A 26,801-nucleotide genomic window follows, 5' to 3' on the forward strand; every position below is an offset into this window, starting at 1 on the left:
GGAACATCGGCATCCTTGTAGGAGGAAATCTCGTTCCACTATAAGTCATGCGTCTCGGCGCGCTCAAACGGGCGGCGACGCTGGTCGACGCTCGCGAGTGGGGTACAATGCGCAATCCATCGAGGCGCAGCGTCACCCGGCGCCGGGTCTGGAGCTGTCGCCGACCAACCCTTTCTTCCGGTCGCGGAGGCGCCATGACCGCGGGTCATCGAGGTTCCGCTTTCGATGGCACGACGCCGAAGCGTCGGAGTTCGGGTCGGCAGCCGTGCCCAATGATCAGTTCGAGCGCTTTTTTTACATCCAGAGTTCTTTCAGAAAGCGCTCCCGCGTTAACAGAGTGTCCTCACAGTTATGTCGCACAACTATCGTCTCATCGTTTCCTGCCCCGACCGCGTCGGTATCGTCTCGCGAGTGTCGAGCTTCATCGCCTCCCAGGAAGGCTCGATCATCGAGGCCAACCAGCACTCCGACCTGGCTACCGGGCGCTTTTTCATGCGCTACGACATTCGCGCCAATGCGCTGAGCGCCCAGGACTTTCGAGTCGCCTTCGCGCCCATCGCCGAGGAGTTCGAGATGAACTGGCGGCTCAGCGACTCCGACCGGCGCCAGCGGGTCGTGGTCATGGTCTCCCGGGAGTCGCACTGTCTGGTCGACCTGCTCTATCGCTGGTCGGCCGGGGAGCTCGATTGCGACATTCCGTGCGTGATCTCCAACCATGACGACCTGCGCGCCATGGTGACCTGGTACGGGATCGACTTTCATCACGTGCCGGTGGATCCGAATGACAAGGCGTCGGCCTTTGCCGAGACCGAGCGCCTGATAACGGCGGCCGAAGCCGACAGCGTGGTATTGGCACGGTACATGCAGATTCTGCCGCCCGATCTCTGCCAGCGGTACGCAGGGCGGGTCATCAATATCCACCACAGCTTCCTGCCGTCGTTTGCCGGGGCCAAGCCTTACCACCAGGCGTTCGAGCGTGGCGTCAAGCTGATCGGTGCCACCTGCCACTATGTCACCGAAGAGCTCGATGCAGGGCCGATCATCGAGCAGGACATCCAGCGGGTATCCCATTGTCATACGCCGCAGGATCTGGTGCGCCTGGGGCGCGATGTGGAAAAGGCCGTGCTCGCCCGCGGGTTGCGATGGCACCTGCAGGATCGTGTACTCATTCACGGCAACAAGACCGTGGTGTTCTCCTGATTCGCACCATTTGATGTTCAGGGCGACGTCGGTTCGTCATCGTCGAACAGGCCCAGCTGGCGCTGCTCCTGCTCCGGCACCAGCCGTACGCCGACACCCAGGAGCCTGACGGGGCGTTCGCCTCGTCGCCATGCACTCTCCAGCAGCTCATGGAAGCGCGCGTCGACGATGCCGCGGGCTCCCGTTTCCTGGGTCGTGCTGGAAAAGTCGTCGAAGCGGACCTTGACGAACTGCTTGGCGATGGCGGGATCGCCATGGCGGGCCATGCGCTCGTGCAGCTTCTCGATCAAGGGCTTCAATGCCGTATGGCAATCACTCAGGTGGGGCAGGTCCCGGTCATAGGTCGTCTCGACGCTGACGGACTTGCGTTCACGCGAGACATTGACCGGACGTTCGTCGATGCCGTGAGCCAGCTCGTGAAGACGGCGCCCGAACTTGCCGAAGTGGTCCAGCAGCTTGTCCATCGGCTGGGCCCGCAGATCGGCGCAACTGGCGATTCCGAGCGTGTCGAGTTTGGTGGCGGTCGCCGGGCCGACGCCGTGCAGTTTCCTGACCGGCAGGTCGGTGATGAACGACTCCATCTCCGTCGGCGGAATCACGAACAGGCCGTCGGGCTTGTCCCAGTCGCTGGCGATCTTGGCGAGAAACTTGTTGGGTGCGACGCCGACCGAGATGACGATGCCGGTCCTCGCCAGGGACTCCTCCTTGAGCCAGCGGGCCATCCAGGTGGCACTGCCCTGAAAGCGGGGGACTTCGGTCACGTCCAGGTAGGCTTCATCCAGTGAAAGCGGCTCGACCAGCGGCGTCAGTTCGTGAAAGATGGCCTGGATCTGCTGAGAGACGTCCCGGTATTTGTTGAAGTCGGGCGGTAGCAGCTTCAACTCGGGGCAGAGGCGCAGCGCGCGCGCCGTTGGCATGGCGGAATGGATGCCGAACTTCCGCGCCGGATAGTTACAGGTGGCGATGACCCCCCGTCGCTCGGCACTCCCGCCGATCGCCAGGGGCGTATGGGTCAACGAAGGGTCATCGCGCATCTCCACGGCGGCATAGAAGCAGTCGCAGTCGGCGTGCAGAATCTTGCGCATGGTGCCGGGGGAAAGCCTCAGTGGAGCCCGGAGCCGTTGCCGCCACGAATGACGCCCACGCCGAGCCCCTCGATCTCCAGATGCTGATGCTTCAGATCGAGCACGATCGGCTCGAAATCCGCGTTTTCGGCGATCAGCGTGACGCGGCTGCCCTGGCGCTGGAAGCGCTTGACGGTGACATCGTCCTCCAGCCTCGCCACGACGATCTGACCGTTGCGTATCTCCTGGGTTCGATGAACGGCAAGCAGATCGCCGTCGAAGATCCCGGCGTCCTTCATCGACAACCCCCGCACGCGCAGCAGATAGTCGGCGCTGGGCGTGAAGTAGTCGGCCGGCAGGGGGCAGTAACGGTCGATATGCTCGGTGGCCAGAATCGGGCTGCCCGCGGCGACGCTGCCGATGACCGGCAAGCCCTCGACACTGGCTTCGCCCGGTTCCGGTTCCTGGACGCCGGCTGGCAGCCGAATACCGCGGGAGGTGCCGGGTATCATGCGGATGACGCCTTTGCGGTCCAGCGCGCGCAGGTGTTCCTCGGCGGCATTGGGAGAGCGGAATCCCAGTGCGCGGGCGATCTCGGCTCGTGTCGGCGGGTAGCCGAATTCGCCCATCGTCTTGACGATGAAATCGTAGACGTTCTGCTGTCGTGCGGTGAGCGGTCGCGCCATCGTTCTCTCCCGGGCCTTGAAGGTCATCAGGCGTTTGGGGCCTGATTGGATGGTCAGGCATTTATCCCGCTGATCATGGGTCGGATGGCGTGGAGCCTGACCCCAGCTAGGCGTGTTCATGCATACAGGCTGGAATTGTATCCAGTCGTTCGCGATGAGGGAAGTCTTTCGGGCCCTGAGTTGGCAACCCCGCGCCCCAGGTCCGACGAAATGCTCGATTGTATGGCTCGTCCCGGAATGATTAGAATCATAATCGTTCTAAGTCGTTGTTCTCTGGCGCGAGGTATGACATGGCCCGACCCGACACCGTTACTCGTATTCTCGATACGGCGGAGGTCCTTTTTGCCGAAAAGGGTTTCGCTGAAACCTCGCTGCGCAACATCACGACTCGCGCCAAGGTCAATCTGGCGGCGGTGAATTATCATTTCGGCTCCAAGAAGGCCTTGATTCAGGCGGTCTTCGCCCGCTATCTCGATCCGTTCTCGGAGCGGCTGAACCTGGCGCTCGATGGACTGGAGGCGCGCTACCGGGAGACGCGAGTGCCGCTCGAGGTACTCTTGGAGCAGCTTGCCACCAGCGTCCTGGAGGTGCCTGCCGAGCGCAATAGCCTCAAGGTCTTCATGAAACTGCTGGGATTGGCCTACACCCAGGCTCAGGGGCATCTGCGCCGCTACATTCAGGAGCACTACGGGGACACCTTCCACCGCTTCGTCGCCTGCCTGCGCCGGGCGACGCCGGACCTGCCGGACGCCGAACGATTCTGGCGACTGCACTTCATGCTGGGTACCGTGGTCTTCACCCTGTCCGGCCTGGATGCACTGAGAGACATCGCCGACAGCGAGTATCAGGAGCACATGTCGGTCAGAGAGCTGATCCGTCACCTCCGTCCCGTCGTGGTCGCCGGCATGCAGGCGCCATTACCCGCTGCCCTGGAGACGGCCGGCTCGGCGGTAGAGTGAGTCGGTGACCGCCGGCATCGTTCCGCCTCTGTCATGGCAACCCGCTGTCGTCTAGAATCGGGCGCTCAATGGTCTCAGGTGTTAGCTATGACTCAACCTCTCGGCCCGGTCATGCTGGATGTCGAAGGCATCCGGTTACGTGACGAGGAGCGCCAACTGATTTCGCGCGCGGAGGTCGGTGGCGTCCTGCTGTTTGCCAGGAACACGCCGGATGTCGCCACGACCCAGGCGTTGATCGGACAGATTCGCGAGTGTCGCCCCGACATTCTGGTCGCGATCGACCAGGAAGGCGGTCGGGTGCAGCGATTGAAGGAGGGGGTGACACCCATTCCCCCCATGGCGGTGTTGGGCCGCCATTTCGCGGAGTCTCCCGAGGCGGCCCTGACGTTGACTCAGGATGCGGGCTGGCTATTGGGCATGGAGATGGCCGCTTGCGGTTTCGATCTGAGCTTCGCGCCCGTGCTGGATCTCGACGACGACCAGTCGCCCGCCATCGGTTCGCGAAGCTTCTCGCCGGACCCGGAGGTGACCACCGCGCTGGCCGGGGCGTTCATCGACGGGCTCCACGACGCGGGCATGGTGGCGATCGGCAAGCATTTTCCCGGCCACGGCGGGGCGCGGCAGGACTCCCATTTCGGGATTGCCGAGGATCCGCGCAGCCTGGCGGAGTTGCGTGAACGCGACCTGGTGCCTTTTACCAGGCTGGCGGGCAAGCTGGATGGCGTCATGCCGGCTCACGTCATCTACTCCGCGTTCGACGAGCGGCCGGCCGGTTTCTCTCCCAGCTGGCTCGGCATGCTGCGCGAGGAACTCGGCTTCAAGGGGGCCATCTTCTCGGACGACCTGCCCATGGCGGCGGCGCATGCGGCCGGGTCGCCCCGCGAACGGGCCGAAGCCGCCTGGGCAGCCGGTTGCGACATGGCCGTCGTCTGCAATGCGCCCGAGGCCGCGCGCGAGATCGTCGCGGCCTGTGAAGGCCGCCAGGCTCCGCGTGTCGCCAAGCTGCGCTATGCGCGCGCTCGTCCCACTCTGGCGTCGCTCGCCGCCATCTCCCGCTGGCGGCGCACGCACGCGCGTCTCGAGGCGCTCAACGAGTCCGAGTGACGGGCAGGACACGCTGTTTTCCCGCGACGGCTGCGGTGATCCTGGCCGTCGCTCTCTTCATGGTGAACCTTAGACGATGAATCAAACCCCTTCGATCGACGCCCTGAGCTCGATGCAGGAAGTGATGGACAACGCCGATTGCCTGATCGATCAGGCGCAGGTGGAGCAGGCTCTGGACCGCATGGCGGCCGACATCACGCGCGAGCTGGGCGACAAGCTGCCGGTCTTCTATTGCGTCATGAACGGCGGGCTGATCACCACCGGGCATCTGCTGACGCGGCTCGGCTTTCCTCTGGAAGTCGATTACCTGCACGCCACGCGCTATCGCGGCGGTATTCGCGGCGGTGAACTGTTCTGGCGGGTGTCGCCGGAAATTCCGATGGCCGGACGCCATGTCGTGATCGTCGATGACATCCTCGACGAGGGCGCCACGCTGGCAGCCATTCTCGATTACTGCCGCCAGGCCGGGGCGGCAAGCCTCTCGACGGCGGTGCTTGTCGACAAGCGCCACGATCGCAAGTCGTCCCCCGATCTCAAGGCCGACTACTGCGGCCTGGAGGTCGTCGACCGCTACGTGTTCGGCTTCGGCATGGATTACAAGGGCTACTGGCGCAACGCGCCGGGCATCTTCGCCCCGAAAGGGCTATGACGCGAGGCTCGCGCTAGGCGGGCCGTTCCCGGTCGGCAGTGATGGTTGTCTTCGGCCCGCTCAACGCGGGCTGAATCGCCTCTGAAGTCCCGTCTCGTTCATCATGCGTGTCGATATCTCCTCGATCGAGAAGCGGGTGGTATCGATGTAGGGAATGTTGTGGCGCCGGTAGAGCGCCTCCGCCTGGCCGATCTCCTGCATGCACTGGTCCATCGAGCAGTAGCGACTGTCCGGCCGGCGCTCGGTGCGGATGGCCGACAGCCGGCGGGCATCGATGGTCAGGCCGAACAGCTTGTGCCGATGTTTGGCCAGCGATGGCGGCAGGTTGAGAATGCCGTTCTCGTCCAGGTCGTCCTCGGTCAGCGGGTAGTTGGCGGCACGGATGCCGAACTGCAGCGCGAGATACAGCGAGGTGGGGGTCTTGCCGCAGCGCGACACCCCGATCAGGATCACGTCCGCCTCCTGATACTGATGCGTTCGTGCGCCGTCGTCGTTGTCCAGGGCGAAATTGACCGCCTCGATGCGGTGCATGTACACGTCGTCGCGGCCGATCGCATGGGTACGCCCGACGGTGTAGGTCGAGTGGGTCTCCAGCTCCTCTTCCAGCGGGGCGAGGAAGGTAGAGAAGATATCGACCTTGAAGGCCGATGCCTCGGCCACGATGCTCCGGATCGCCTGATCGACGATGGTGGCGATGACGATGGGGCGGATGCCGTCGCGCTCGGCGGTGGCCTCGATGATGCCCACCAGCGAACGGGCCTTGTCGAGCGTATCGATGTAAGGCTTGGTGACCTGGATGAAATCCGTATTCTCGAACTGTGAAAGCAGGCTGCGACCGAGGGTCTCCGCAGTGATGCCGGTGCCGTCGGAGATGAAGAAGGCGGTGCGGGGCATGGCGTTCATCCGTGGGTGTCGATCGTCCATTGTCAGCCGAAATCCGCGACCGGGGCAACTCGTCCCCGGTGGCGGCGCCGCACCGACTCGCGTGACTACAGGAATGCGCGAAAAGCGTGGATTCCTGTAGAAATACTCCAAACTCTACGCCCTTAAACTTCTGGCTAAGCCCAAAGTCGCCTGTTAGCTTCTGGCTCCATCGAGGCGCAGCGGAGCGCGCCGTTTCATGCGCCACGTTTCATCGGCAGTGGCCGGCCAGGACGATCAGGAGACGACTTTGGAACCCTTCATCATCACTTTCGAGCAACTGGGAATGTCCGACGTCGAGCGCGTCGGTGGCAAGAACGCCTCGCTGGGGGAGATGATCTCCAACCTGGCGGACGCCGGGGTCACCGTGCCGGGCGGTTTCGCCACCACGTCCCACGCCTATCGTGAGTTCCTGGCCCATGACGGCTTGAACGACCGCATCAACGCCGAACTCTCCAAACTGGACGTCGACGATACCGAGATGCTCGCCAAGGTGGGCGAGAGGATTCGCCAGTGGGTGATCGATACGCCCTTGCCCCCCGCATTCGAGGATGCGCTGGGTGACGCCTACGAGACGTTGCAGGCCCGCCATCCCAACCTCAAGGTGGCCGTGCGTTCATCGGCCACCGCCGAGGATCTGCCGGACGCCTCCTTCGCCGGCCAGCAGGAAACCTTTCTCAATATCGATGGTTTCGACAACGTCAAGCGTGCCGTCCATGAGGTTTTTGCGTCGCTGTTCAACGATCGCGCCATCTCCTATCGCGTTCATCGCGGTTACCCGCACGAGAACGTCGCGCTCTCCGCCGGCGTCCAGAAGATGGTGCGCTCCGAGACGGCGGCAGCCGGCGTGATGTTCACGCTGGACACCGAGTCCGGCTATCGCGATGCGGTGTTCGTCACCGGCGCCTGGGGCCTGGGCGAGACGGTGGTGCAGGGCGCGGTCAATCCCGACGAGTTCTATGTTCACAAGCCGACGCTGGCTGCCGGCAGACCGGCCGTGTTGCGACGCACGCTGGGCTCCAAGCGGATCAAGATGGTCTACACCGACGACGCGGCCGCCGGCCGCTCGGTCAAGACGGTCGATGTCGGCCATGCCGATCGCCAGCGCTTCTGTCTGAGCGACGACGATGTCATGGAGCTGGCACGCCAGGCGGTGACCATCGAGAAGCACTACGGCCGCCCGATGGACATCGAGTGGGCCCGCGACGGCGACGACGGCAAGCTCTATATCGTCCAGGCCCGGCCGGAGACGGTGGTGTCGAACCAGGAGGGCGGCACCCTGGAGCGGTTCACGCTCAAGAGCAAGAGCCGCGTGCTGGTCGACGGTCGTGCCATCGGCCAGCGGATCGGCCAGGGCAAGGTCAAGCTGGTGGCATCGCCGGAAGAGATGCACAAGGTACAGTCCGGCGACGTGCTGGTGACCGACATGACCGACCCCGACTGGGAGCCGATCATGAAGCGCGCGTCCGCCATCGTCACCAATCGCGGCGGACGTACCTGCCACGCGGCGATCATCGCCCGTGAACTGGGGATCCCTGCCGTGGTCGGCTGTGGCGATGCCACCGAGCTGCTCCAGGACGACGTCGAGGTGACGGGCTCCTGCGCCGAGGGCGACACCGGCCACGTCTATCAGGGCAAGCTGGAGTTCGATTGCCAGACCACCAGCGTCGACGCCATGCCGGAGATTCCGTTCAAGATCATGATGAACGTGGGCAATCCGGATCGCGCCTTCGCGTTTGCGGGGCTGCCCAACGACGGCATCGGGCTGGCGCGCCTGGAGTTCATCATCAACCGCATGATCGGGGTGCATCCGCGGGCGCTGATGGATTACGACAAGCTCTCCAGCGACCTGCAGCAGACCATCGATCTGCGCACCGCCGGCTATGACGATCCGGTCAGCTTCTACGTCGATCGCCTCGTCGAGGGCATCTCCACGCTGGCGGCGGCGTTCTATCCCAAGCGGGTGATCGTGCGGCTGTCGGACTTCAAGTCCAACGAATACGAGAACCTGATCGGCGGCAAGCTCTACGAGCCGGGCGAAGAGAATCCGATGCTCGGCTTCCGCGGCGCCTCGCGCTACATCTCCGACGACTTCCGGGCCTGCTTCGAGCTGGAGTGCCGGGCGCTGAAGCGCGTCCGCGACGAGATGGGGCTGAACAACGTCGAGATCATGGTGCCGTTCGTGCGCACGCCCGCCGAGGGCAAGGCGGTGGTCGACCTGCTCGAGGCCAATGGACTCAAACGCGGCGCCTCTTCATCTTCCGAAGACCAGGGCCTCAAGGTGATCATGATGTGCGAGCTCCCCTCCAATGCGCTGCTGGCCGACGAGTTCCTGGAGTATTTCGATGGATTCTCCATCGGTTCCAACGACCTGACCCAGTTGACGCTGGGGCTGGATCGCGATTCCGCGATCATCGCGCATCTGTTCGACGAGCGGGACCCGGCGGTCAAGAAGCTGCTGTCGATGGCGATCCAGGCCTGCAAGGCTCAGGGCAAGTACGTGGGCATCTGCGGCCAGGGACCTTCCGACCATCCGGAACTGGCCAAGTGGCTGATGGAGCAGGGGATCGATTCGGTGTCGTTGAACCCGGACGCCGTGCTCGAGACCTGGTTCATGCTGGCGGGCGAAACGCTGGGCTGATCGTTGCGAGGCAGCCCTGGGGGCCGGCGCGATGTCATCGCGCCGGCCTTTTTGGTTTCGAGGTGGTGGCGAGACGTCGGCAACCGCGCCTCCACCGCCGGGGCGGTCACGACCGCAGCCAGTTGCGCAGCTTCACCAGCAGCAGCTCGCCGTCGGACATTGCCCGTCGTTCCTGCAGGATCTCGGCGAGAGCATCGGGCCGATCGGTGATGATGTTGTCGACCCCCATGTCGAGATAACGCGACATGTCGCCGACCCCGTTGACGGTCCACACCGCCACCCCCCGGCCGGTATCGTGAATGGTCCTCAGCAGGCTCGGCGTAGCCTGGGTGTGGCGCAACCCAATGATGTCGGCGTCGGTGGTATTCAGCGCACCGGGCAGGACGAACTGCAGAAACAGGGTCGTCCGCAGGTCTTCGTCCAGTCTCTTGACCACCTCGATGACATCGGGTGACAGCGAGGCAATCACGGCGTGGTCCGTCATCTGGCTGGCTTTCAACTGGGCAATGACCTTTTGGGCCAGTTCCTCGGCGGTTCCCGGTGCCGGTTTGAGCTCGACATAGAGCCCGATGCGATCTCGCGCGTTGTCCAGGATCTGCTGGAAGGTGGGAATGCGCTCGCCAACGAAGGCGTCGCCGAAGTAGGAGCCCACATCGACCTGCTCGATCTCGTCGAGCGTCATGTCGCTGATGTTACGGTCGACCCCGGTCAGTCGACTCAGATTGTTGTCGTGGGAGACGACGACCTGACCGTCGCCACTCAGCCGGACGTCCAGTTCCAGGTAGTCGGCGCCATCGGCGATGGCCTGGTTCATCGAGGCCATGGTGTTCTCGGGCGCCACCAGCGAGCTCCCGCGATGTGCGGTGATCGCGACGTGGTCGTTGATCTCGAACCCATGCAGTATCCAGCCCGCCTGGCCGAGCGCGAAGACCAGCAGCAGGATCTCCGCCCCCCAGGCAATGATGCCGGAGCGCTGCGGTGTCGCGGAGGGGCGAAACACCGGCGCCCGCCCGATGGCGCGGTGGTACAGCGTGATCACCAGCAGGCTGTTGGCGGCGATACCCAGGAAAGTGAGCGCGATCGTGGTGACGATATAGAGTGCCAGGTAGGCAAGCATCGCCGGGATCAGGACGCTGTTGCGCTCCGGCAGGTACCCGAGCAGCGTCCCGCCCAGCGTGTTGAAGGTCAGCGTGAAGACGACCGGGATGGCCGCCACCAGCAGCGCCATGCCGACGACGGCAAGGGCCATCCGCAGGCGGCGTCCCTGTGTCAGTTCGCGGCTGCGTCGCAATGCGGCAACCGGCTCGAGGCCGTCGAGCATCATCGCCGGCAGCGCCAGGAACCAGCGAAAGTAGAGTGCGGCGCTGAGCAGTACCAGAACCAGGGTGATCGGCGTGGCCACGGCGAGAAATTCCCACAGCGCGGGAGGCTTCAGGTGGATCAGGATGTAGGGCTCGATATCGCCGAGCATGGCGCCGTAGAGGTGGGCGAGACCGATGGCGAACGGGGCGGCCAGGAGAAGGTGGCTGCCGACCTGGAGCAGGGTGAGTGTCATCAAGGCCGGTAAACGGCGCAGCACGTGCCATAGCGACCCCATGGCCACCCGGTATCGGTTCCCGGCCTGGCTCGAGACGACGAGCATCATTCCCGCCTGTTGAAGGAAGATCACCAGGAAGCTGAGCCCGATCGCTACCAGCAGCCAGAGCAGCCCCCACAGCGAGAAGGCGACGTCCAGAATCTGTCCGTTGCTGAGTACGGGGCGTCCGATGCGGTGCAGCAGGCCGGCCAGCGTGTTGGCCGACAGTGGCACCCAGACGGCCGAGGCGAGCAATGTGAAGAACAGGTGGAAGGCGATCAGCGAGCGCAGGTGGGCGCGGATCTGCCGGGCGATGTCTTGAATCAATGAGCTGGGTGCTAGCATGGATTGGTCGGCGGTGTCCCTTCCCGGGCCAAGTGTGATCGGTGGCGAATGGGCGCGACAAGGCGCGCCATTCAGTGTTGTCGTCAAACGGTCATCTTTGCAAGTTCGTCTGATCCGGAACGGAAAAGGCCGCTCGAAGGCGGCCTGGACGCGGCATCGTCAAGCGCTGGTCTAGAACTGCCAGCCCACGGAGGCGGTGTAGGTGTCGACCTGAAAGTCGTTGTCGAAATCATAGCGTTCGTATTCGGTGCGCAGCAGCAGGTGCTGGTAGCGGAACTGGACGCCAGCGCCGTAGACCGGGTCGATCCCGTCGTTGTCGTCGAGGTCGTTGGACGCCGCGCCCAGGTTGCCCCTGGCATCCGTTTCCCAGCGCGCCATTCCCGCCTTGGCGAACAGCTCGAAACCGGCGCCGACCGGCAGTTTGCCGACCAGGCTCAAGCCGTAGGCCTTGCTCTTGAGGTCGACCACGTTGCCGCCGCGGATCAGGTTGGGCTTGCCCAGATCGGCGTAGAAGGCCTCGGTAGCGAAGTAGGGGTTGTATTCGTAGCCGACGAACGCCTTGTAGACGCTGTCGTCGTCGTCGACGCGATAGTTGCTGCCATCGGCGCCGGCGAACTTGCCGATGTCGCTGTCGCTGCTCGCCACCTCGCCGTAGCCGCCGCCGATCCCGAGATAGAGCCCGTCGGCATTGGCGGCCTGGGCCGTCGGCGTCATCAACAGAAGCGGGGAAAGCGCCATCGGAATGGCGAACCAGGTAGTCTTCTTCATCGTGAATCTCCCTTGAATGAGTGCGGACAGGCGTCGTGTCCTTGGGTCCGTGCAGTATCGATTGAGCGTGGTTACGCTGATCCTGGACGCTGGCGAACAGCGTTTGATGAGTCGCCCAGACTTTATGATTAGCCCCTAATGAAGGCAAGACATAAAAAAACGCCCTGCGTTCGCAGGGCGTTTCGGTGACCTCTTCATGAAGCGCGAGCATCGGAAGAGACTTGTCAGGCTTCCTGGGCGACCGGGATGACCGTAGCGGCCGCTTTCTGGAAATCCTCTATCTCATGGAAGATCATGTAGCGGTAGATCTCACCCGCCATGGCATTGAACTCACCCATGGTAGCCTTGTACTCCTCGACCGTTGGCAGGCGGCCCTCGACGGCCGCAATGGCCGCGAGCTCTGCCGATGCCAGGTAGACGTCGGCGCCGTCGCCCAGACGGTTGGGGAAGTTGCGTGTGGAGGTGGAAACCACGGTCGATTTCGGCGCCACACGTGCCTGGTTGCCCATGCACAGTGAACAGCCGGGCATCTCCATGCGAGCGCCAGCCTTGCCGTAAATGCCGTAATAGCCCTCCTCGGTCAGCTGATGTTGGTCCATCTTGGTCGGCGGTGCAAGCCACAGGCGCGTTTTCAGGCTTCCCGCCGGCTGTTTCTCGAGCAATTTGCCGGCGGCGCGGAAGTGGCCGATGTTGGTCATGCAGGAGCCGATGAAGACTTCATCGATCTTCTGGCCGGCGACGTCGGAGAGCAGGCGGGCATCGTCCGGGTCGTTGGGTGCGCAGAGCACTGGCTGGTCGATCTCGGCCAGGTCGATTTCGATCACCGCCGCATAGTCGGCGTCGGCGTCGGCGCGCATCAGGCTCGGGTCGTCCAGCCAGGCCTGCATGGCATCGATGCGTCGTTCCAGCGTGCGACGATCGCCATAGCCATTGCTGATCATCCACTTCAGCAGTGTCACGTTGGAGTTGAGGTACTCGCTGACGCGCTCTTCGCCCAGCGTGATGGTGCAGCCGGCTGCGCTACGCTCGGCGGAGGCGTCGGAGAGTTCGAACGCCTGCTCGGCGGTGAGATCCTCGAGGCCTTCGATCTCCAGGATGCGGCCGGAGAAGCTGTTCTTCTTGCCGGACTTGGCGACCGTCAGATGGCCCTGCTGAATCGCGTAGTAGGGGATCGCGTGGACCAGGTCGCGCAGGGTGATGCCGGGCTGGCGCTCGCCCTTGAAGCGCACCAGGACCGATTCCGGCATATCCAGCGGCATCACGCCGGTGGCGGCGGCGAAGGCGACCAGTCCGGAGCCCGCCGGGAACGAGATGCCCATCGGGAAGCGGGTGTGCGAGTCACCGCCGGTGCCGACGGTATCCGGCAGCAGCATGCGGTTGAGCCAGGAGTGGATGATGCCGTCGCCCGGACGCAGCGACACGCCGCCACGGTTCATGATGAAGTCGGGCAGGGTGTGATGGGTCTCGACATCGACCGGCTTGGGGTAGGCGGCGGTGTGGCAGAACGACTGCATCACCAGGTCGGCCTGGAAGCCGAGACACGCCAGGTCCTTGAGCTCGTCGCGAGTCATCGGGCCGGTGGTGTCCTGGGAGCCGACGGTGGTCATCTTCGGCTCGCAGTACATGCCCGGGCGAACGCCGTCCATGCCGCAGGCCTTGCCGACCATCTTCTGGGCCAGGGTGAAGCCGCGGCCGGTATCGACCGGCTGCTCCGGCCTGCGGAAGATATCCGAACCCGGCAGACCAAGCTCGTTGCGCGCCTTCTCGGTCAGACCGCGGCCGATGATCAGCGGGATACGGCCGCCGGCGCGGACTTCGTCGAGGATGACCTGGGTCTTGAGCGCGAAGGTGGAGACGACTTCATCGCTGTCGTGGCGGGTCACCTTGCCTTCGTACGGGTAGACATCGATGACGTCGCCCATCTCGAGCTTGTCGACATCCATCTCGATCGGCAGGGCGCCGGCGTCTTCCATGGTGTTGAAGAAGATGGGGGCGATCTTGCCGCCGAAACAGAAACCGCCGGCGCGCTTGTTGGGTACGTACGGAATGTCGTCGCCGAAGAACCACAGTACCGAGTTGGTCGCCGACTTGCGCGAGGAGCCGGTGCCCACCACGTCGCCGACGTAGGCGACCGGGAAGCCCTTGGCCTTGACCGCGTCGATCTGCGCCAGCGGGCCCTTGTTGCCCGGCACTTCCGGCTCGATGCCGTCGCGCGGGTTCTTGAGCATGGCGTTGGCGTGGAGCGGAATGTCGGGGCGCGACCAGGCGTCCGGCGCCGGCGACAGGTCATCGGTGTTGGTTTCGCCCGGCACCTTGAATACGGCGATGCTGATCTTCTCGGGCAGGGCCGGCTTGGCCAGGAACCATTCGGCACCGGCCCAGGATTCGAGCACGCTCTGGGCGGTGGCGTTGCCATTTTTCGCGCGTTGGGCCACGTCGTGAAAGGCATCGAACATCAGCAGGGTGTGCTTGAGCTGTTCGCCGGCCTCCTGGGCCAGCTCGGGGTCATCGAGCAGCTCGACCAGCGTGGCGATGTTGTAACCGCCCTGCATGGTGCCCAGCAGCTTCACCGCATGAATCTTGTCGATCAACGGCGAGCTGGCCTCGCCCTTGACCAGGGCGGTCAGGAAACCGGCCTTGACGTAGGCGGCCTCGTCGACGCCCGGGGGCACGCGGTCGGTGATCAGTTCGAGGAGAAACGCCTCTTCACCGGCCGGGGGCTGCTTCAGCAGCTCGACCAGTTGCGCGGCCATCTCGGCGTTCAACGGCTTCGGTGGCACGCCTTCCTGGGCGCGCTCCTCGACATGTTGGCGGTAAGCTTCAAGCACGGTGGAGACCCTCATCTAGAGTTGGAGCCCGCATGAGCGAGACGGACATAGGTGCCATGACGTGGCAGGCACGGAACCGCTCGTCGTTCGGCGACCCAGGATCGTCTGGCAGCCATTGGAATGGCTGGCACGAAATCGGCTGCGATGGGCGCTGCGAAGTCTACGTGAAACTGTCGACAATGTTAAGGAGCCCTCGATTCCGCGCCCTGGCGGCTCCGATCGGCTGTCAATGTCACCATGGTCATGGAGATGGCTATCGAAGTCTCGTCGGCCAGGCGCTACCATGAGTCCACGCGACGCCGAATCCACTCTGATTCAACGTACCAAGCGATGGAGACCGTTGAGTGGCTTGGGTCTGGCCTTGATGGCCGTGTCGACTGTCTCAGGGACGATCTTCACGGGATACGACACGCCCGGCTCTCATTCGGCGTCTTTCACCACCAACGTATTCGGCCATTGCCGAGCGCCCGAAGAACGTCAATGACTACTGAACGAATGACCGACGACATCGATGTCGACGCCGACCGCCTGCTGCCGGCCGAACTGCTCGAGTTTCTCCCCTGTGCCACGCCCCAGCGCTGGATCGAGGCCGCGCTGGAGAATCCGGCGCTATTGTTGATCGATCACGCGCAATGTGAAAAGAAGGCCGCTTCGACGGCGATGAGCCTGATGTTCCGCTATGTCGATCGCCCCGAGCTACTGACCAAGATGTCTCAGTTGGCTCGCGAGGAGCTGCTGCATTTCGAGCAGGTGGTGGGCTTGATGCAGGAGCGGGGCGTCGACTACTCCCACATCCAGGCGTCACGCTATGCGGAAGGGCTGCGGGAACACGTGGCGCGGGAAGAGCCGAATCGGTTGATCGATATTCTGATCGTGGGCGCGTTCATCGAGGCACGCTCCTGCGAGCGTTTCGCCCGACTCATTCCTCATCTCGACGAGTCGCTTGCCAAGTTCTATCGCTCCCTCGTGCGTTCCGAAGGACGCCACTTCGAGGATTATCTCGGGCTCGCCGAACGCTATGGGGGCGAGGCCGTGGTGGCCGAACGCGTGGCGCGCTTTGCCACTCACGAGAGAGCCTTGATCGAAGGTGAAGACGCCATGTTCCGCTTTCACAGCGGCGTGCCGACAGCGATCTCGCCATGAATCGTCGCCGCCTCGCCGATCGTACCGGTCCAAGCCAGCCGGAAGGGCGTGGCAACGGGCTGCCGATGATCTCCGCGCGGCTGCCTCCTCTATCGGATAACGGAAAACGATGAATTCAGGTCGAGCTACAACAACAATCGCGCTCTTCGGACATTTCGGGTATCAGCAAGGCGACGACTCCCTGACGCACTTCAGCTACGACAAGGTGAAGGCGCTGCTGGTCTATCTCCTGATGCAGGATGCGCCGGCCAGTCGTGCCGCGCTGGCCGAGATGCTGTGGCCGGACCAGGGCGTCAAGTCGGGGCGCACGAACCTTCGCCACGCCCTTCACTGTCTCCGTCATAGCCTCGGCGATCTTGCCGAGGCGTCGTTGACCGTCACCCGTCAGACCATCTCCTTCGATTTGCCGCCCAATGTTCACTGGGATCTCCGCGAGGTGGATGGCTTGCTGCGCGAGCCTCCCTCCATCGATGTGCTCGACCGGCTGCTCGACTACTATCGCGGCGACCTGCTGGCCGAACTGCATCTTGGCCAGTGCGTCGCCTTCCAGCAGTGGCTGGTGCGCACTCGGGGCGAGTGGCGACAGCGCTTGACCGAATATGCGGAGCGGGTTCTGGAGGCGTCTTCGGCGCTGCCCGAGGCGCTGCTTCGAACCCTGATTCACCGCATTCCGGATTTTGGTCCCTTCCACGAGCGCCTGGTAAGGCAGCTCGCCGAGCACGGGCAATTCGCCGCCGCCCGGGAACAGTTCAACGCCTTCCTGCAGCACCTTGCACTCTCCGGCCAGCAGCCCGAGCCGGGCTTTCTGCAGTTGGCGAGGTTCTGGTCGGAGGTGCCGGAGCAGGGGCGCCCCCGGATCGATTGGTCGAACGTCTCCGGCGGCGACACTTCCCCGGGGCAGCGAGAGGCGCCGGGGTACTCGACGGAGGACATCGACTACCGCCAGGTCACGGTGATGGCGATCGCGCTCCGGCCGGTGGATGCCGGGAACGATCTCGGCCGGGCGCTGGCCTGTCTGAAGGCTCAGGACCAGCTGTTTCGATGGCTGGAGACCCAGTGTCGCCATCTTGGCGGTTTCTGGCAGGCGGCGGTGGGAAGCGGGGTGGGTCTCGCCTGTTTCGGCACCCATGGCCCGACCCACCAACTGGCCGAATTGGTGGCGCTGTTCGAGCACTGCCGACAAGGACTGGCTCCCGAGCTCGATAGCCTGTGGCAGGGGGATGAGGCGCCGCCGCGGTTCACGCTGACGGCCGGCCTCGATAGCGGCCGCGTGATCTGGCTCCCCGAGCGGCACTCGATCGATCCGTTCGGCGACGTGACCCAGGTGGCGTTGGCCATGATGGTGGCGGCCAAGAGCAGCGAGCTGGTCATCTCGCTCAACGCCAGCCAGCATCTGCCACCGGCGTTCGATCTGCAGTCTCGTCTGACGCCGCGCCTGATCAGCAGCGATGGCCGCGTCCAGCGACGGGGGCTGGTGCTGGGCGTGGAGTCCTCCGGTCGCGAGACGCTGCCGCCCAGCCTGACCGGACGCGAGGCGGAACTTCGCCAGTTGCGCGATGCACTGGCCCGGGTTGCCCTGGGGCTGCGGCAAAGTCTGCTGGTGCTGGGCGACACGGGGATCGGGAAGTCTGCCCTGATGATCCATTTCCGGGAATATCTGCAGCACGAAGAGGCTGCGGTTTTCTGGCGTCCCACGACCCGGTTGTCGAGTCAGGCGTCCTACGGTCTGATCCAGGCGCTGCTGGGGTGGTATCTCGAGGCGGAACCGGATGATGATGCGATCAGAGGGGTGGTCGACCGGATCCCCGCATTGGAGCGGGTCGGCATCGAGCGACGGCAGTTGCTGATCGATGTGCTCGGGCGGGCACCGTTGGCGAGGGAGGACGCCGACGAGGCGGTGGAGTTGGTCACTCAGCTCACCCAGGCGTTGATTCTCGAGACGACCCGTTCCCGTCGTCCGCTGGTGATCATCATCGACGATCTCCAGTGGCTGGACGAGCCGTCGCTGAAAGTCCTCCAGAACCTGCAGGCCCGGCTGCCGATTCATACCGCCTTGCTGCTGGTTGCCTCCCATCAGAATCGAGAGGTTCCCTCGGTCAGGTTGAACTGGGATCAGCAGGTGGTGCTGGGACGTCTCGACGCGGAGCGGTCCTCGAACATGCTGGACTACCTGGCCCGCCGGCACCGCCTCAAGCTGAACCCGCGATTGCGCGAGCAGTTGATCGAGCGGTGCGAGGGGGTCCCTCTCTATCTGCAGGAGATCTGCCGTCGGCTCGAGATCGACCGCCGCGAGGGCCGGCGACTGGACGCCGACAGTCTGCCGAGCGGACTGCTGGGGTTGCTGGCCAGCCGCATCGATCAACTGCAGGGATATCGCCAGGTCGCGCACCTGGCGGCGACGCTGGGGCGCCAGTTCGAGGCCGGCATGCTGCGTGCGGGTCTGGCGATCAGCGACGATCTCTTCAAGGTGGCGCTGGAGCAGATGCGACGGCTCGAGATCATCGAACCCTGCGACATGCCGCCCTACGACTTCCAGTTCAGTCATCCGCTGCTGCAGGAGGCGGCCTACCTGTCCTGCCCGCAGGATGTGCGGATCGTGCTGCACCAGCAAGTCGTGGCACTGATCGAATCCAGCTATCCCGCCTGGATCAGCCGCCACCCGGGAGATTTCGCCGAGCATCTGCGCCGAAGTGGCGATCCGGCCCGGGCCGCACGTTATTTCGAAATGGCGGCGAGGAGTGGCCTGAAGGTCAGCGCCAACCGCACGGCGCTGAAAATGGCGGAGTCCGGTCTCGCCTGCCTGAACATGATATCCGGCTGCGGTGCCGAGCGTGAAGTCAGCCTGCTGACGGTGAAGGGGCAAGCTTGCTATGCGCTGGAGGGACATGGCTCGCCGGCGGCGCAAGAGAGCTTTCTCCGGGCCCAGAGCCTGTGGCAGGGCTCGGTTCTGGATGACGACGAAGCTGACGATCAGGCGTTTCTGGTGACCTGGGGGCTATGGGTCGGCGCGAGCCAGCGCCACGCCAATCGCGAGGCGGAGTCGTTGGCCCGGCAGCTGCGCGAGCTGGCGCAGCGCATTGATGACCCGCGCTACCAGCGCCTGGCGCTCTACGCCCGCGCCCATGGCGAGTACTGGAGTGGTCGAATCTCGCTTGCCTTCGAGCACCTCGACCAGATCGATCCACTGAGCTGGCCGATGGTTCTGGAGTGGTTGCCGTACTCCGACCACCCGCAGGTGGCCGCGGCCTGCTACCAGAGCTGGACGCTGTGTCTGCGGGGCGACTATCGACGCGCAGAGCAGCAAATGGAAGCGGCCATCCGGTTGGCGGAATCCGTGCGGCATCCGGGGTCGTTGGCCATGGCGCTGATATTTGCCGCTTCCCTCTACCGCCAGCTGGGACATGTTCATCTGGCGACGGAGCGTGGCCGTCGCGCGCACGAGATGACGCGGACCGCGGACCTCCAGCGGTGGCATTGGGAGGCCGACTGCGTGCTCGGCTGGAGTCGGTCGCTGGCAGGGGAGTCGCAGGGTCTGCAGAGCATCGAGTCCAGCGTCGCCCGGCTGAGCGAGTTGACGGGCCGGGAGCCCTGGCAGCGGCCCTTCCTGTGGTACGGCGATGCCTGCCTGGCGCTCAACGATGTGGCGCGCGCCGTGGCCTATCTCGAACCCTGTCTGAAGCATGCGCGCACGCGACGCTCGTTGATGATGCCGGAGATCGCGTTGCAGATGGCCCGAGCCAGGCATCGCATGGGTGACGACATGGAGAGCGTGGCGGCTCTCATCGAGGAGTCGAGAAGCTGGGCCGTCGAGTCCGGCAGCCCCCACATGGAATTGAAGAGTCTCGAGATGTGGCTCTCCCTGGTTGACGCCGGCGACCGGGACAAGCAGCGCGCACTGCGTTACCGGCTGGGGGAGGTGGCGCTTTCCGATGCGCCGGTTCTGACTCGCTGGCGGACGCTACTGGACAATGTCAGCGCCTCGTCCCCCCGTTCGCCCGATTACCAGCTCTAGGCGCTGTACGAAAACGGCGAGAAAGCCATCCCGGTAATCCGCCCGGCGCGAAACCGCGCGCCGGTGCGATCAGATGGCGAACGACTCGAGTGTCAGGCCGTCGTCGTCCACCCTCAGCTGCCAGCCGGTGCCGGGACGCCAGTCGCCGATCACGTAGCGTTCGGCCGGCTCCCCGCCGACGCTCAGTTCGTGCACCGCCGGTCGATGCGTGTGACCGTGGATCATGACCCTCACGTCATGGGTCTGCATCGTCTCGATGACGGCCTCGGGCGTGACATCCATGATGTCCTCGGCCTTGTTGGTATTGGCTTCGCCGGACTGCTCCCGGAGTTTCCTGGCCAGTGCGATGCGTTCCTCCACCGGCATCGCCAGGATCTGTGCCTGCCAGGCGGGGTCGCGAGCCTGGCGTCGAAATGCCATGTAGGCCTCGTCGCGAGTACACAGGCTGTCGCCGTGCATCAGCAGGACTCGCTGTCCGCCCAGTTCCGCCACCGTGGGGTCGTCGAGCAGGGCGCAGCCGCTATCGGCGGCGAACCCCTCGCCGATCAGGAAGTCCCGGTTGCCGTGCATGAACGCCAGACGGGTGCCGGCGTCGGCGCACGCCTTCAGCTCGGCAATGATCCGCTGCTCGAACTCGCCCCGATAGTCGTCTCCAATCCAGGCTTCGAACAGGTCGCCCAGAATGGTCAGCGACGATGCCTCCCGGGCCGGCCCGTGCAGATAGTCGATGAACCCCTTGGCGATGTCCGGCTGGGAGGGGTGAAGGTGAAGATCGGCGATCAACAGTTGCATGCGAGGGGTCGTTCCTGTTGGTGGTCGGCCCGTGAGGGGCGGGGGGCAGTCCGTGACTTCGGCACGTTCGATGACGACGTCCTCGACGGGGACATCGCTGTGCATGCCGCGCCGTCCGGTGGCGACCTGGCGGATCTCGTCGACCACCTCCATGCCGTCGACCACGCGGCCGAACACGCAGTAGCCCCAGCCCTGCAGGCTCTTGTCGCGGTGGTTGAGAAATTCGTTGTCGGAGACGTTGACGAAGAACTGGGCGCTGGCGGAGTGGGGATCCTGGGTGCGCGCCATGGCCACGGTGCCTTTCTGGTTGGCCAGGCCGTTGTCGGCTTCGTTCTCGATCGTGGCGCGCGTCGGCTTCTGCTCGAAGTCGGTGTCGAAGCCGCCGCCCTGGACCATGAAGCCGTCGATCACGCGGTGGAAGAGAGTTCCGTCGTAATGGCCGTCGCGAACGTACTGTTCGAAGTTGGCGGCAGTCTTGGGGGCTTTCTCGAAGTCGAGTTCGAGCGTGATGGGGCCGTGATTGGTGTGCAAAACGATCATCGGAAATCCTGGACGATTCTGGCTGTCGGGAGAGGGCAGGCGGCTTGGCGCCGGCCGCGGGCGTCGCGCTATAATAGCGGCTTTGGGCCGCCGGGAGAAACCGCTGTCCGCGCGTGTTAACCTGCTGTCATCAGGGCCGCACCGTCGGCCGATCATCCGAATCATAGAGGTTGCCTGCATTCCATGAGCGTCGAAAGCAACACGAGCGCCGAAAGCCCCAACGATCGTTCCGAAGCCCAGCCCGGTGCCGAGACCACGCACGGAGCCCCGAATTTCCTGCGCAACCAGATTCGTGACGAGATCGAATCGGGCCAGGCCACCACGATCGTGACCCGCTTTCCGCCGGAGCCGAACGGATTCCTGCATATCGGCCATGCCAAGTCGATCTGGGTCAACTTCGGCCTTGCGGAGCAGTTCGGTGGGCGCTGCCATCTTCGCTTCGACGATACCAACCCGGCCAAGGAAGAGCAGGCCTACATCGATGCGATCCAGGAAGACATCCGCTGGCTCGGTTACGAGTGGAGCGGCGCGGTGCGCTTCGCCTCCGACTATTTCGTCCAGCTCTACGCCTGGGCCCAGCATCTGGTCCGTGAAGGCAAGGCCTACGTCGACGATCTCTCGCCGGAGGAGATTCGAGAGTATCGGGGGACGCTGACCGAGCCGGGCCGTCCGAGCCCCTATCGCGATCGTGGCGTCGAGGAAAACCTGGATCTGCTGGAGCGCATGCGACTGGGCGAGTTCGAAGAGGGCAGCAAGGTGCTGCGGGCGAGGATCGACATGGCCGCGCCGAACATCAACCTGCGCGATCCGATTCTCTACCGTATTCGCCACGCCCATCACCATCAGACCGGCGATAAGTGGAAGATCTATCCCTCCTACGATTTCACCCACGGTCAGTCGGACGCCATCGAAGGCATCACCCATTCGCTCTGCACGCTGGAGTTCGAGGATCACCGCCCGCTCTACGAGTGGTTCCTGGCACACCTGCCGGTGCCGGCCAAGCCGCGCCAGACCGAATTCGCGCGGATGAACGTCAACCACACGGTGACATCCAAGCGCAAGCTCAAGCTGCTGGTCGACCGCAACGTGGTGGATGGCTGGGACGACCCGCGGATGCCGACGATCTCCGGGCTTCGCCGCCGCGGGTATACACCGGCCTCGCTGCGCAAGTTCTGCGACATGACCGGAGTCAGTCGTGCCGCCAACGTCGTCGATATCGCGATGCTCCATTTCGCCATCCGCTCGGATCTCGAGGACAACGCGCCGCGAGCGATGTGCGTGCTGAACCCGCTCAAGGTGGTGTTGACCAATCTCCCCGCGGATCACGACGAGGTCTTCGAGGTGCCGGGCCATCCGGCACGCGACGACATGGGCACGCGCCGGCTGCCGCTGACCCGCGAGATCTGGATCGACCGTGAAGACTTCATGGAAGAGCCGCCGAAAAAGTTCTTCCGGCTGGCGCCCGGCAAGGAGGTTCGCCTGCGCAACGGTTACGTCATCCGCTGCGACGAGGTCATCAAGGGCGACGGTGGCGAGATCGACGCGCTCCACTGCAGCGTCGACTTCGACACCCTGGGCAAGAACCCCGAGGGGCGCAAGGTCAAGGGCGTCATCCACTGGGTCAGCGCCGAGCACGGCGTGCCGGTGGAGGTCAGGCTCTACGACAACCTGTTCCTGGAGGAAGCGCCGGATCGCGACAAGGATGCCGATTTCCTGGATCACCTCAATCCCGATTCGCTGGTCACCGTGCAGGGTATCGCCGAGCCCGCACTGGCGAAAGTCGAACCGGAAGCGCGCTACCAGTTCGAGCGGGGCGGCTATTTCTGTGCCGATCGTCACGCGTGTCGCGACGGCAAGCTGGTATTCAATCGCACCGTGGGGCTCAAGGACAGCTGGGCCAAGATTCAGAAGAAGCAGGGCTAAGGTAACGAGAACATGAGCGCGCTGGAAATCCACAACACGCTGACGCGCCGCAAGGCGAAACTCGAGCCCATCGAGCCCGGCAAGCTACGGATGTACGTCTGCGGCATGACGGTCTACGACTACTGCCACCTGGGCCACGCCCGGGTCATGGTTGCGTTCGACGTGATCACGCGCTGGCTGCGCCAGACCGGCCTGGACGTCACCTATGTTCGCAATATCACCGATATCGACGACAAGATCCTCAGGCGCGCGGAGGAGAACGGCGAGTCGATTTCGGCGCTGACCGAACGCATGATCGCGGCCATGCACGAGGACGAGGCGCGGCTAGGCGTCCTGCGACCGGATGCGGAACCCCGTGCGACCGGCCACATCCCGGAGATCGTGGCGATGATCAAGCGCCTGATCGAGGGGGGGTATGCCTACGCGGCCGCTAACGGCGACGTCTACTATCGTGTTCGCCGCTTCGCCGACTATGGCAAGCTCAACAACCGCAATCTCGATGACATGCGCGCGGGTGCCCGTGTCCACGTCGACGAGCACAAGGAGGATCCGCTCGACTTCGTGCTGTGGAAAGCGGCGAAGCCAGGCGAAGCCAGCTGGTCCTCTCCCTGGGGCGAGGGGCGGCCAGGCTGGCATATCGAGTGCTCGGCGATGTCCACCTGCTGCCTGGGCGACACCTTCGACATTCATGGCGGCGGGCCGGATCTTACCTTCCCGCACCACGAGAACGAGATCGCCCAGAGCGAGGCGGCGACCGGCAAGCCCTACGTCAACGTGTGGATGCACGCCGGCGCGGTGCGCGTCAATCAGGAGAAGATGTCCAAGTCGCTGGGCAATTTCTTCACGATTCGCGAGGTGCTGGAGGTTCACGACCCGGAAGTGGTGCGCTACCTGCTGGTGGCGAGTCACTATCGCAGCCCGATCAACTATGCGCCGGAGTCGCTGAGCGAGGCGCGCAAGTCGCTCGAGCGCTTCTACCACGCGCTCGATGGCGTCGAGCTGATGCACGGCGATGTCGAGGGCATCTATGCCGAGCGCTTTTCGGCGGCGATGAACGACGATTTCAATACGCCGGAAGCGCTGTCGGTGCTGTTCGATATGGCCCGGGAGATCAACCGCCTGCGCGATGTCGAGCCGGTTCATGCCGGCGCATTGGGGCAGGAACTGAAACGGCTGGCGGGCGTGCTGGGTCTGCTCGAGCGTGAGCCCGCCGAGTTCCTCAAGGCGGGCGCTACCGGTCTGCCGCTGAGCGAGGCCGAGATCGAATCCCGAATCGAGGCGCGGGCGGCGGCCAAGCATCGCCGCGATTTCGCCGAAGCCGACCGAATTCGCGACGAACTGGCCGCGCTGGGTGTCGTGCTGAAGGACTCTCGCGAGGGGACGAGCTGGAGTTTCGAAGCGCCGCCGGCCTGACCCGGCGCTGTCCTGAAACGATGCCGTCCTGAAACGAGAAACCCCGCCGATCGGCGGGGTTCCTCGTTATGGCGTGCAGCCCGACGTCAGGCGCTGGCCAGGCGAGCGATGATCGCGTCGACCATTTCGGCGGAGTGAGTCGCGGCCTGCTCCAGAAAGGCGTCGAACGAGAGGCTGGACTCCTTGCCGGCGATGTCCGATAGCGCTCGGATGACCACGAACGGGCAGCCGAACAGGTGGCACGTCTGGGCAATGGCGGCGGCTTCCATCTCCACGGCCAGCATCTGGGGAAAGTGCTCGCGCACGGCATCGACGCGCACCGGGTCGGCCATGAAGCTGTCGCCGGTGCAGATCAGCCCCTCGTGGACGCGCAGGGTACCGAGCGTCTCGATGCAGGCGCGGGCAGTCTCGATCAATGCCGGATCGGCGCTGAAGCCGGCGGGCATGCCGGGAACCTGGCCTATCTCGTAGCCGAATGCCGTGACGTCGACGTCATGGTGGCGAACCTCGCTGGAGATGACGACGTCGCCCACCTCCATGGCCGCGCCGAAGCCGCCCGCGGAGCCGGTATTGATGATGGCGTCCGGGCGGTAGTGGGTCATCAGTTGGGTTGCGCCCACCGTGGCGTTGACCTTGCCGATCCCGGATTGGAGAAGCACGATCCGCAGGCCGTGACGCTCGCCGCAATGGAAGGTGCCGCCAGGATGGTGTTCGGTGCGGGGGGTGTCGAGACGGGAAGCGAGCAGGGCGACTTCCTGCTCCATGGCGCCGATGATGCCGAGAGTCTGCATGGGATGGTCCATTGTCCTGGTGGAGGCGGTCGATGAGTCACTGTGCATCGTGGAGTTCGGCGGCCTGCAGGGTGTTCTGCAGCAGCGTGGCGACGGTCATTGGCCCGACGCCACCCGGCACGGGCGTGATCCAGCTGGCGCGTTCGGCAGCGGTGTCGAAATCGACGTCTCCGATCAGCGTGCCATCCTGTTGGCGGTTGATGCCCACGTCGATGACGATCGCGCCCGGCTTGATCCAGTTGCCATCGATCAGGCCGGGCTTGCCGGTGGCCACCACCAGCAGGTCGGCCTGCCTGACCTTGTCCTCGAGTCCCTGGGTGAAGCGATGGCAGATCGTGGTGGTGCAGCCGGCCAGCAGTAGTTCGAGCGCCATGGGCCGGCCGACGATGTTGGAGGCGCCAACGATGGTGGCGTCCAGCCCTCGTAGCGGGATTCGGTTCTGCTCCAGCAGCGTGATGATGCCCTTGGGCGTGCAGGGGCGCAGCAGCGGGAGTCGTTGTGCCAGGCGACCGAGGTTGTAGGGGTGGAACCCGTCGACATCCTTGTCCGGGCGAATGCGCTCCAGCAGGGGATTGGCATCGAGATGGGGCGGCAATGGCAGTTGCAGCAGGATGCCATCGACGGCCGGGTCGGCGTTCAGCCGGTCGATCAGCGCTTCCAGATCCCCTTGGGTGGTGGTGGTCTCGAGCCGATGGCTGAAGGAGAGGATGCCGGCGTTCTCGCAGGCCCGGTGCTTGTGGCTGACGTAGACCTCCGACGCCGGATCGTGACCGATCAGAATGACGGCGAGCCCCGGGCGGCGCAGCCCTCGTTGGGTGCGATGTTCCACGTCGGCTTTTACCTGACTGCGAATTGCGCCGGCAATGGCTTTGCCATCGATCAACTGAGCGGTCATCGACTTTCCTTTCTGAGTCCTGAAGGCCGGCGGGTCGCCGGAGAAGGTGGGCAATTTTCGCATGCCCAGCGATGCAGTCAACGCACGGTGACGGGGAAGTGGGATTCGCGCTCGGCGGGGGCCCCCTCGATGCGCTGCGAATCGGGCCCAAGTGCACGTAAAGGCTTGACCCCGCTGAAAGGATCCGTAGAATACGCAGCGCATCGAAGGGCTCGTAGAGTCATCGAGCACGGAAAACGCGGCATCGGGGTATAGCGCAGTCTGGTAGCGCGCCTGCTTTGGGAGCAGGATGTCGGGGGTTCAAATCCCTCTACCCCGACCAGGCGCGGCGTCCTTTCGTGTCGATGAAAATGCAGCCGGTATTGGAATGCGCCTATAGCTCAACCGGATAGAGCAACGGCCTTCTAAGCCGTAGGTTGCAGGTTCGAGTCCTGCTGGGCGCGCCACTCAACACGGCGTGACGCGGTCCCGGTTGATGCAGAGTCGGTATGGTGGGTGTAGCTCAGTGGTAGAGCCCCGGATTGTGGCTCCGGTGGTCGTGGGTTCGATCC

The 26,801-nt window shown here is 64.3% G+C and carries 18 protein-coding genes, 2 tRNA genes and 1 pseudogene; 11 read left to right on the forward strand and 10 right to left on the reverse strand.

The annotated features are described in order from the left end of the window. The first annotated feature begins 351 nt into the window (after positions 1–351). Positions 352–1,200 (forward strand): formyltetrahydrofolate deformylase, encoded by an 849-nt coding sequence (gene purU / locus AC3AYF_RS03270; RefSeq protein ID WP_295037381.1) that lies wholly within the window; start codon positions 352–354, stop codon positions 1,198–1,200. Positions 1,201–1,217: 17 nt separating this feature from the next. Here the strand turns inward: purU and dinB are convergent, their stop codons facing one another. Both dinB and lexA read right to left on the reverse strand, forming a co-directional pair. Then, entirely contained in the window at positions 1,218–2,285 is a 1,068-nt protein-coding gene (gene dinB, locus AC3AYF_RS03275) for a DNA polymerase IV (RefSeq protein WP_295037384.1), read from the reverse strand. Positions 2,286–2,302: 17 nt separating this feature from the next. Next, the gene (lexA, locus tag AC3AYF_RS03280; RefSeq protein WP_295037385.1) at positions 2,303–2,950 is read right to left on the reverse strand and encodes a transcriptional repressor LexA; all 648 of its coding nucleotides are present in this window, start codon (positions 2,948–2,950) and stop codon (positions 2,303–2,305) included. Positions 2,951–3,240: 290 nt separating this feature from the next. Between lexA and AC3AYF_RS03285 the strand changes: the two genes are divergently transcribed. The 3 genes from AC3AYF_RS03285 (at position 3,241) to AC3AYF_RS03295 (ending at position 5,662) form a co-directional block, all read left to right on the forward strand. Then, positions 3,241–3,909 carry a TetR/AcrR family transcriptional regulator gene (locus AC3AYF_RS03285; RefSeq protein ID WP_295037387.1) on the forward strand — a complete coding sequence of 223 codons (669 nt, stop codon included), beginning with the start codon at positions 3,241–3,243 and terminating at the stop codon, positions 3,907–3,909. 87 nt (positions 3,910–3,996) lie between these two features. Next, on the forward strand, positions 3,997–5,013 hold the full coding sequence (gene nagZ / locus AC3AYF_RS03290) for a beta-N-acetylhexosaminidase (RefSeq protein ID WP_487779384.1): 1,017 nt from the start codon (positions 3,997–3,999) through the stop codon (positions 5,011–5,013). A gap of 76 nt (positions 5,014–5,089) precedes the next feature. Next, the gene (locus AC3AYF_RS03295; protein WP_295037390.1) at positions 5,090–5,662 is read left to right on the forward strand and encodes a hypoxanthine-guanine phosphoribosyltransferase; all 573 of its coding nucleotides are present in this window, start codon (positions 5,090–5,092) and stop codon (positions 5,660–5,662) included. Between the two features lie 60 nt (positions 5,663–5,722). Here the strand turns inward: AC3AYF_RS03295 and ppsR are convergent, their stop codons facing one another. Further along, positions 5,723–6,556: a posphoenolpyruvate synthetase regulatory kinase/phosphorylase PpsR gene (ppsR, locus tag AC3AYF_RS03300; protein WP_487779385.1), complete on the reverse strand. Its 834-nt coding sequence runs from the start codon at positions 6,554–6,556 to the stop codon at positions 5,723–5,725. Positions 6,557–6,782: 226 nt separating this feature from the next. On the opposite strand from ppsR, the gene ppsA reads away from it, so the two are divergent. After that, complete coding sequence (gene ppsA / locus AC3AYF_RS03305) at positions 6,783–9,224, forward strand: phosphoenolpyruvate synthase (protein ID WP_487779386.1); 2,442 nt, start codon at positions 6,783–6,785, stop codon at positions 9,222–9,224. A gap of 106 nt (positions 9,225–9,330) precedes the next feature. Here ppsA and AC3AYF_RS03310 read toward each other — a convergent pair whose 3' ends face one another. The 3 genes from AC3AYF_RS03310 to acnB form a co-directional block, all read right to left on the reverse strand. Continuing rightward, the gene (locus AC3AYF_RS03310) at positions 9,331–11,145 is read right to left on the reverse strand and encodes a glycerophosphodiester phosphodiesterase (protein WP_295037394.1); all 1,815 of its coding nucleotides are present in this window, start codon (positions 11,143–11,145) and stop codon (positions 9,331–9,333) included. Between the two features lie 171 nt (positions 11,146–11,316). Next, the gene (locus AC3AYF_RS03315) at positions 11,317–11,913 is read right to left on the reverse strand and encodes an outer membrane beta-barrel protein (protein WP_295037396.1); all 597 of its coding nucleotides are present in this window, start codon (positions 11,911–11,913) and stop codon (positions 11,317–11,319) included. A 224-nt stretch (positions 11,914–12,137) separates the two neighbouring features. Further along, positions 12,138–14,741 carry a bifunctional aconitate hydratase 2/2-methylisocitrate dehydratase gene (gene acnB, locus AC3AYF_RS03320; RefSeq protein WP_487779387.1) on the reverse strand — a complete coding sequence of 868 codons (2,604 nt, stop codon included), beginning with the start codon at positions 14,739–14,741 and terminating at the stop codon, positions 12,138–12,140. Between the two features lie 480 nt (positions 14,742–15,221). On the opposite strand from acnB, the gene AC3AYF_RS03325 reads away from it, so the two are divergent. Both AC3AYF_RS03325 and AC3AYF_RS03330 read left to right on the forward strand, forming a co-directional pair. Further along, entirely contained in the window at positions 15,222–15,884 is a 663-nt protein-coding gene (locus AC3AYF_RS03325) for a MiaE family protein (protein WP_295037401.1), read from the forward strand. 109 nt (positions 15,885–15,993) lie between these two features. Continuing rightward, positions 15,994–19,896: an ATP-binding protein gene (locus AC3AYF_RS03330; protein ID WP_295037404.1), complete on the forward strand. Its 3,903-nt coding sequence runs from the start codon at positions 15,994–15,996 to the stop codon at positions 19,894–19,896. Positions 19,897–19,965: 69 nt separating this feature from the next. Here AC3AYF_RS03330 and AC3AYF_RS03335 read toward each other — a convergent pair whose 3' ends face one another. Beyond that, positions 19,966–20,688 (reverse strand): UDP-2,3-diacylglucosamine diphosphatase, encoded by a 723-nt coding sequence (locus AC3AYF_RS03335; protein ID WP_295037409.1) that lies wholly within the window; start codon positions 20,686–20,688, stop codon positions 19,966–19,968. Between the two features lie 48 nt (positions 20,689–20,736). Further along, a pseudogene (locus AC3AYF_RS03340) lies at positions 20,737–21,228 on the reverse strand (peptidylprolyl isomerase); the annotation flags it as partial. A gap of 183 nt (positions 21,229–21,411) precedes the next feature. On the opposite strand from AC3AYF_RS03340, the gene AC3AYF_RS03345 reads away from it, so the two are divergent. Together AC3AYF_RS03345 and cysS are read left to right on the forward strand one after the other, a co-directional pair. Beyond that, positions 21,412–23,151, forward strand: a complete 1,740-nt coding sequence (locus AC3AYF_RS03345; RefSeq protein ID WP_487779388.1) for a glutamine--tRNA ligase/YqeY domain fusion protein — start codon at positions 21,412–21,414, stop codon at positions 23,149–23,151. A 21-nt stretch (positions 23,152–23,172) separates the two neighbouring features. Beyond that, positions 23,173–24,564: a cysteine--tRNA ligase gene (gene cysS / locus AC3AYF_RS03350; protein ID WP_487779391.1), complete on the forward strand. Its 1,392-nt coding sequence runs from the start codon at positions 23,173–23,175 to the stop codon at positions 24,562–24,564. A gap of 86 nt (positions 24,565–24,650) precedes the next feature. Here the strand turns inward: cysS and mtnN are convergent, their stop codons facing one another. Together mtnN and folD are read right to left on the reverse strand one after the other, a co-directional pair. Continuing rightward, entirely contained in the window at positions 24,651–25,355 is a 705-nt protein-coding gene (gene mtnN, locus AC3AYF_RS03355) for a 5'-methylthioadenosine/S-adenosylhomocysteine nucleosidase (protein WP_487779389.1), read from the reverse strand. A 37-nt stretch (positions 25,356–25,392) separates the two neighbouring features. Continuing rightward, positions 25,393–26,250, reverse strand: coding sequence for a bifunctional methylenetetrahydrofolate dehydrogenase/methenyltetrahydrofolate cyclohydrolase FolD (folD, locus tag AC3AYF_RS03360; protein ID WP_487779390.1), 858 nt, complete (start codon positions 26,248–26,250; stop codon positions 25,393–25,395). A gap of 245 nt (positions 26,251–26,495) precedes the next feature. Between folD and AC3AYF_RS03365 the strand changes: the two genes are divergently transcribed. After that, positions 26,496–26,572: transfer RNA gene (locus AC3AYF_RS03365), tRNA-Pro, on the forward strand. A 47-nt stretch (positions 26,573–26,619) separates the two neighbouring features. Continuing rightward, positions 26,620–26,696: transfer RNA gene (locus AC3AYF_RS03370), tRNA-Arg, on the forward strand. The last annotated feature ends 105 nt before the right edge of the window (positions 26,697–26,801 follow it).

This window comes from Salinicola sp. (assembly GCF_982684285.1).

What these genes read in the sequence shown, in the direction of transcription:
- folD (WP_487779390.1), bottom strand. Translation starts at nt 26,250, where the DNA reads ATGACCGCTCAGTTGATCGATGGCAAAGCCATTGCCGGCGCAATTCGC.
- AC3AYF_RS03325 (WP_295037401.1), top strand. Translation starts at nt 15,222, where the DNA reads ATGACTACTGAACGAATGACCGACGACATCGATGTCGACGCCGACCGC.
- AC3AYF_RS03345 (WP_487779388.1), top strand. Translation starts at nt 21,412, where the DNA reads ATGAGCGTCGAAAGCAACACGAGCGCCGAAAGCCCCAACGATCGTTCC.
- ppsR (WP_487779385.1), bottom strand. Translation starts at nt 6,556, where the DNA reads ATGCCCCGCACCGCCTTCTTCATCTCCGACGGCACCGGCATCACTGCG.
- purU (WP_295037381.1), top strand. Translation starts at nt 352, where the DNA reads ATGTCGCACAACTATCGTCTCATCGTTTCCTGCCCCGACCGCGTCGGT.
- ppsA (WP_487779386.1), top strand. Translation starts at nt 6,783, where the DNA reads ATGCGCCACGTTTCATCGGCAGTGGCCGGCCAGGACGATCAGGAGACG.
- AC3AYF_RS03295 (WP_295037390.1), top strand. Translation starts at nt 5,090, where the DNA reads ATGAATCAAACCCCTTCGATCGACGCCCTGAGCTCGATGCAGGAAGTG.
- AC3AYF_RS03335 (WP_295037409.1), bottom strand. Translation starts at nt 20,688, where the DNA reads ATGCAACTGTTGATCGCCGATCTTCACCTTCACCCCTCCCAGCCGGAC.
- AC3AYF_RS03330 (WP_295037404.1), top strand. Translation starts at nt 15,994, where the DNA reads ATGAATTCAGGTCGAGCTACAACAACAATCGCGCTCTTCGGACATTTC.
- mtnN (WP_487779389.1), bottom strand. Translation starts at nt 25,355, where the DNA reads ATGCAGACTCTCGGCATCATCGGCGCCATGGAGCAGGAAGTCGCCCTG.
- AC3AYF_RS03285 (WP_295037387.1), top strand. Translation starts at nt 3,241, where the DNA reads ATGGCCCGACCCGACACCGTTACTCGTATTCTCGATACGGCGGAGGTC.
- AC3AYF_RS03315 (WP_295037396.1), bottom strand. Translation starts at nt 11,913, where the DNA reads ATGAAGAAGACTACCTGGTTCGCCATTCCGATGGCGCTTTCCCCGCTT.
- lexA (WP_295037385.1), bottom strand. Translation starts at nt 2,950, where the DNA reads ATGGCGCGACCGCTCACCGCACGACAGCAGAACGTCTACGATTTCATC.
- nagZ (WP_487779384.1), top strand. Translation starts at nt 3,997, where the DNA reads ATGACTCAACCTCTCGGCCCGGTCATGCTGGATGTCGAAGGCATCCGG.
- AC3AYF_RS03310 (WP_295037394.1), bottom strand. Translation starts at nt 11,145, where the DNA reads ATGCTAGCACCCAGCTCATTGATTCAAGACATCGCCCGGCAGATCCGC.
- dinB (WP_295037384.1), bottom strand. Translation starts at nt 2,285, where the DNA reads ATGCGCAAGATTCTGCACGCCGACTGCGACTGCTTCTATGCCGCCGTG.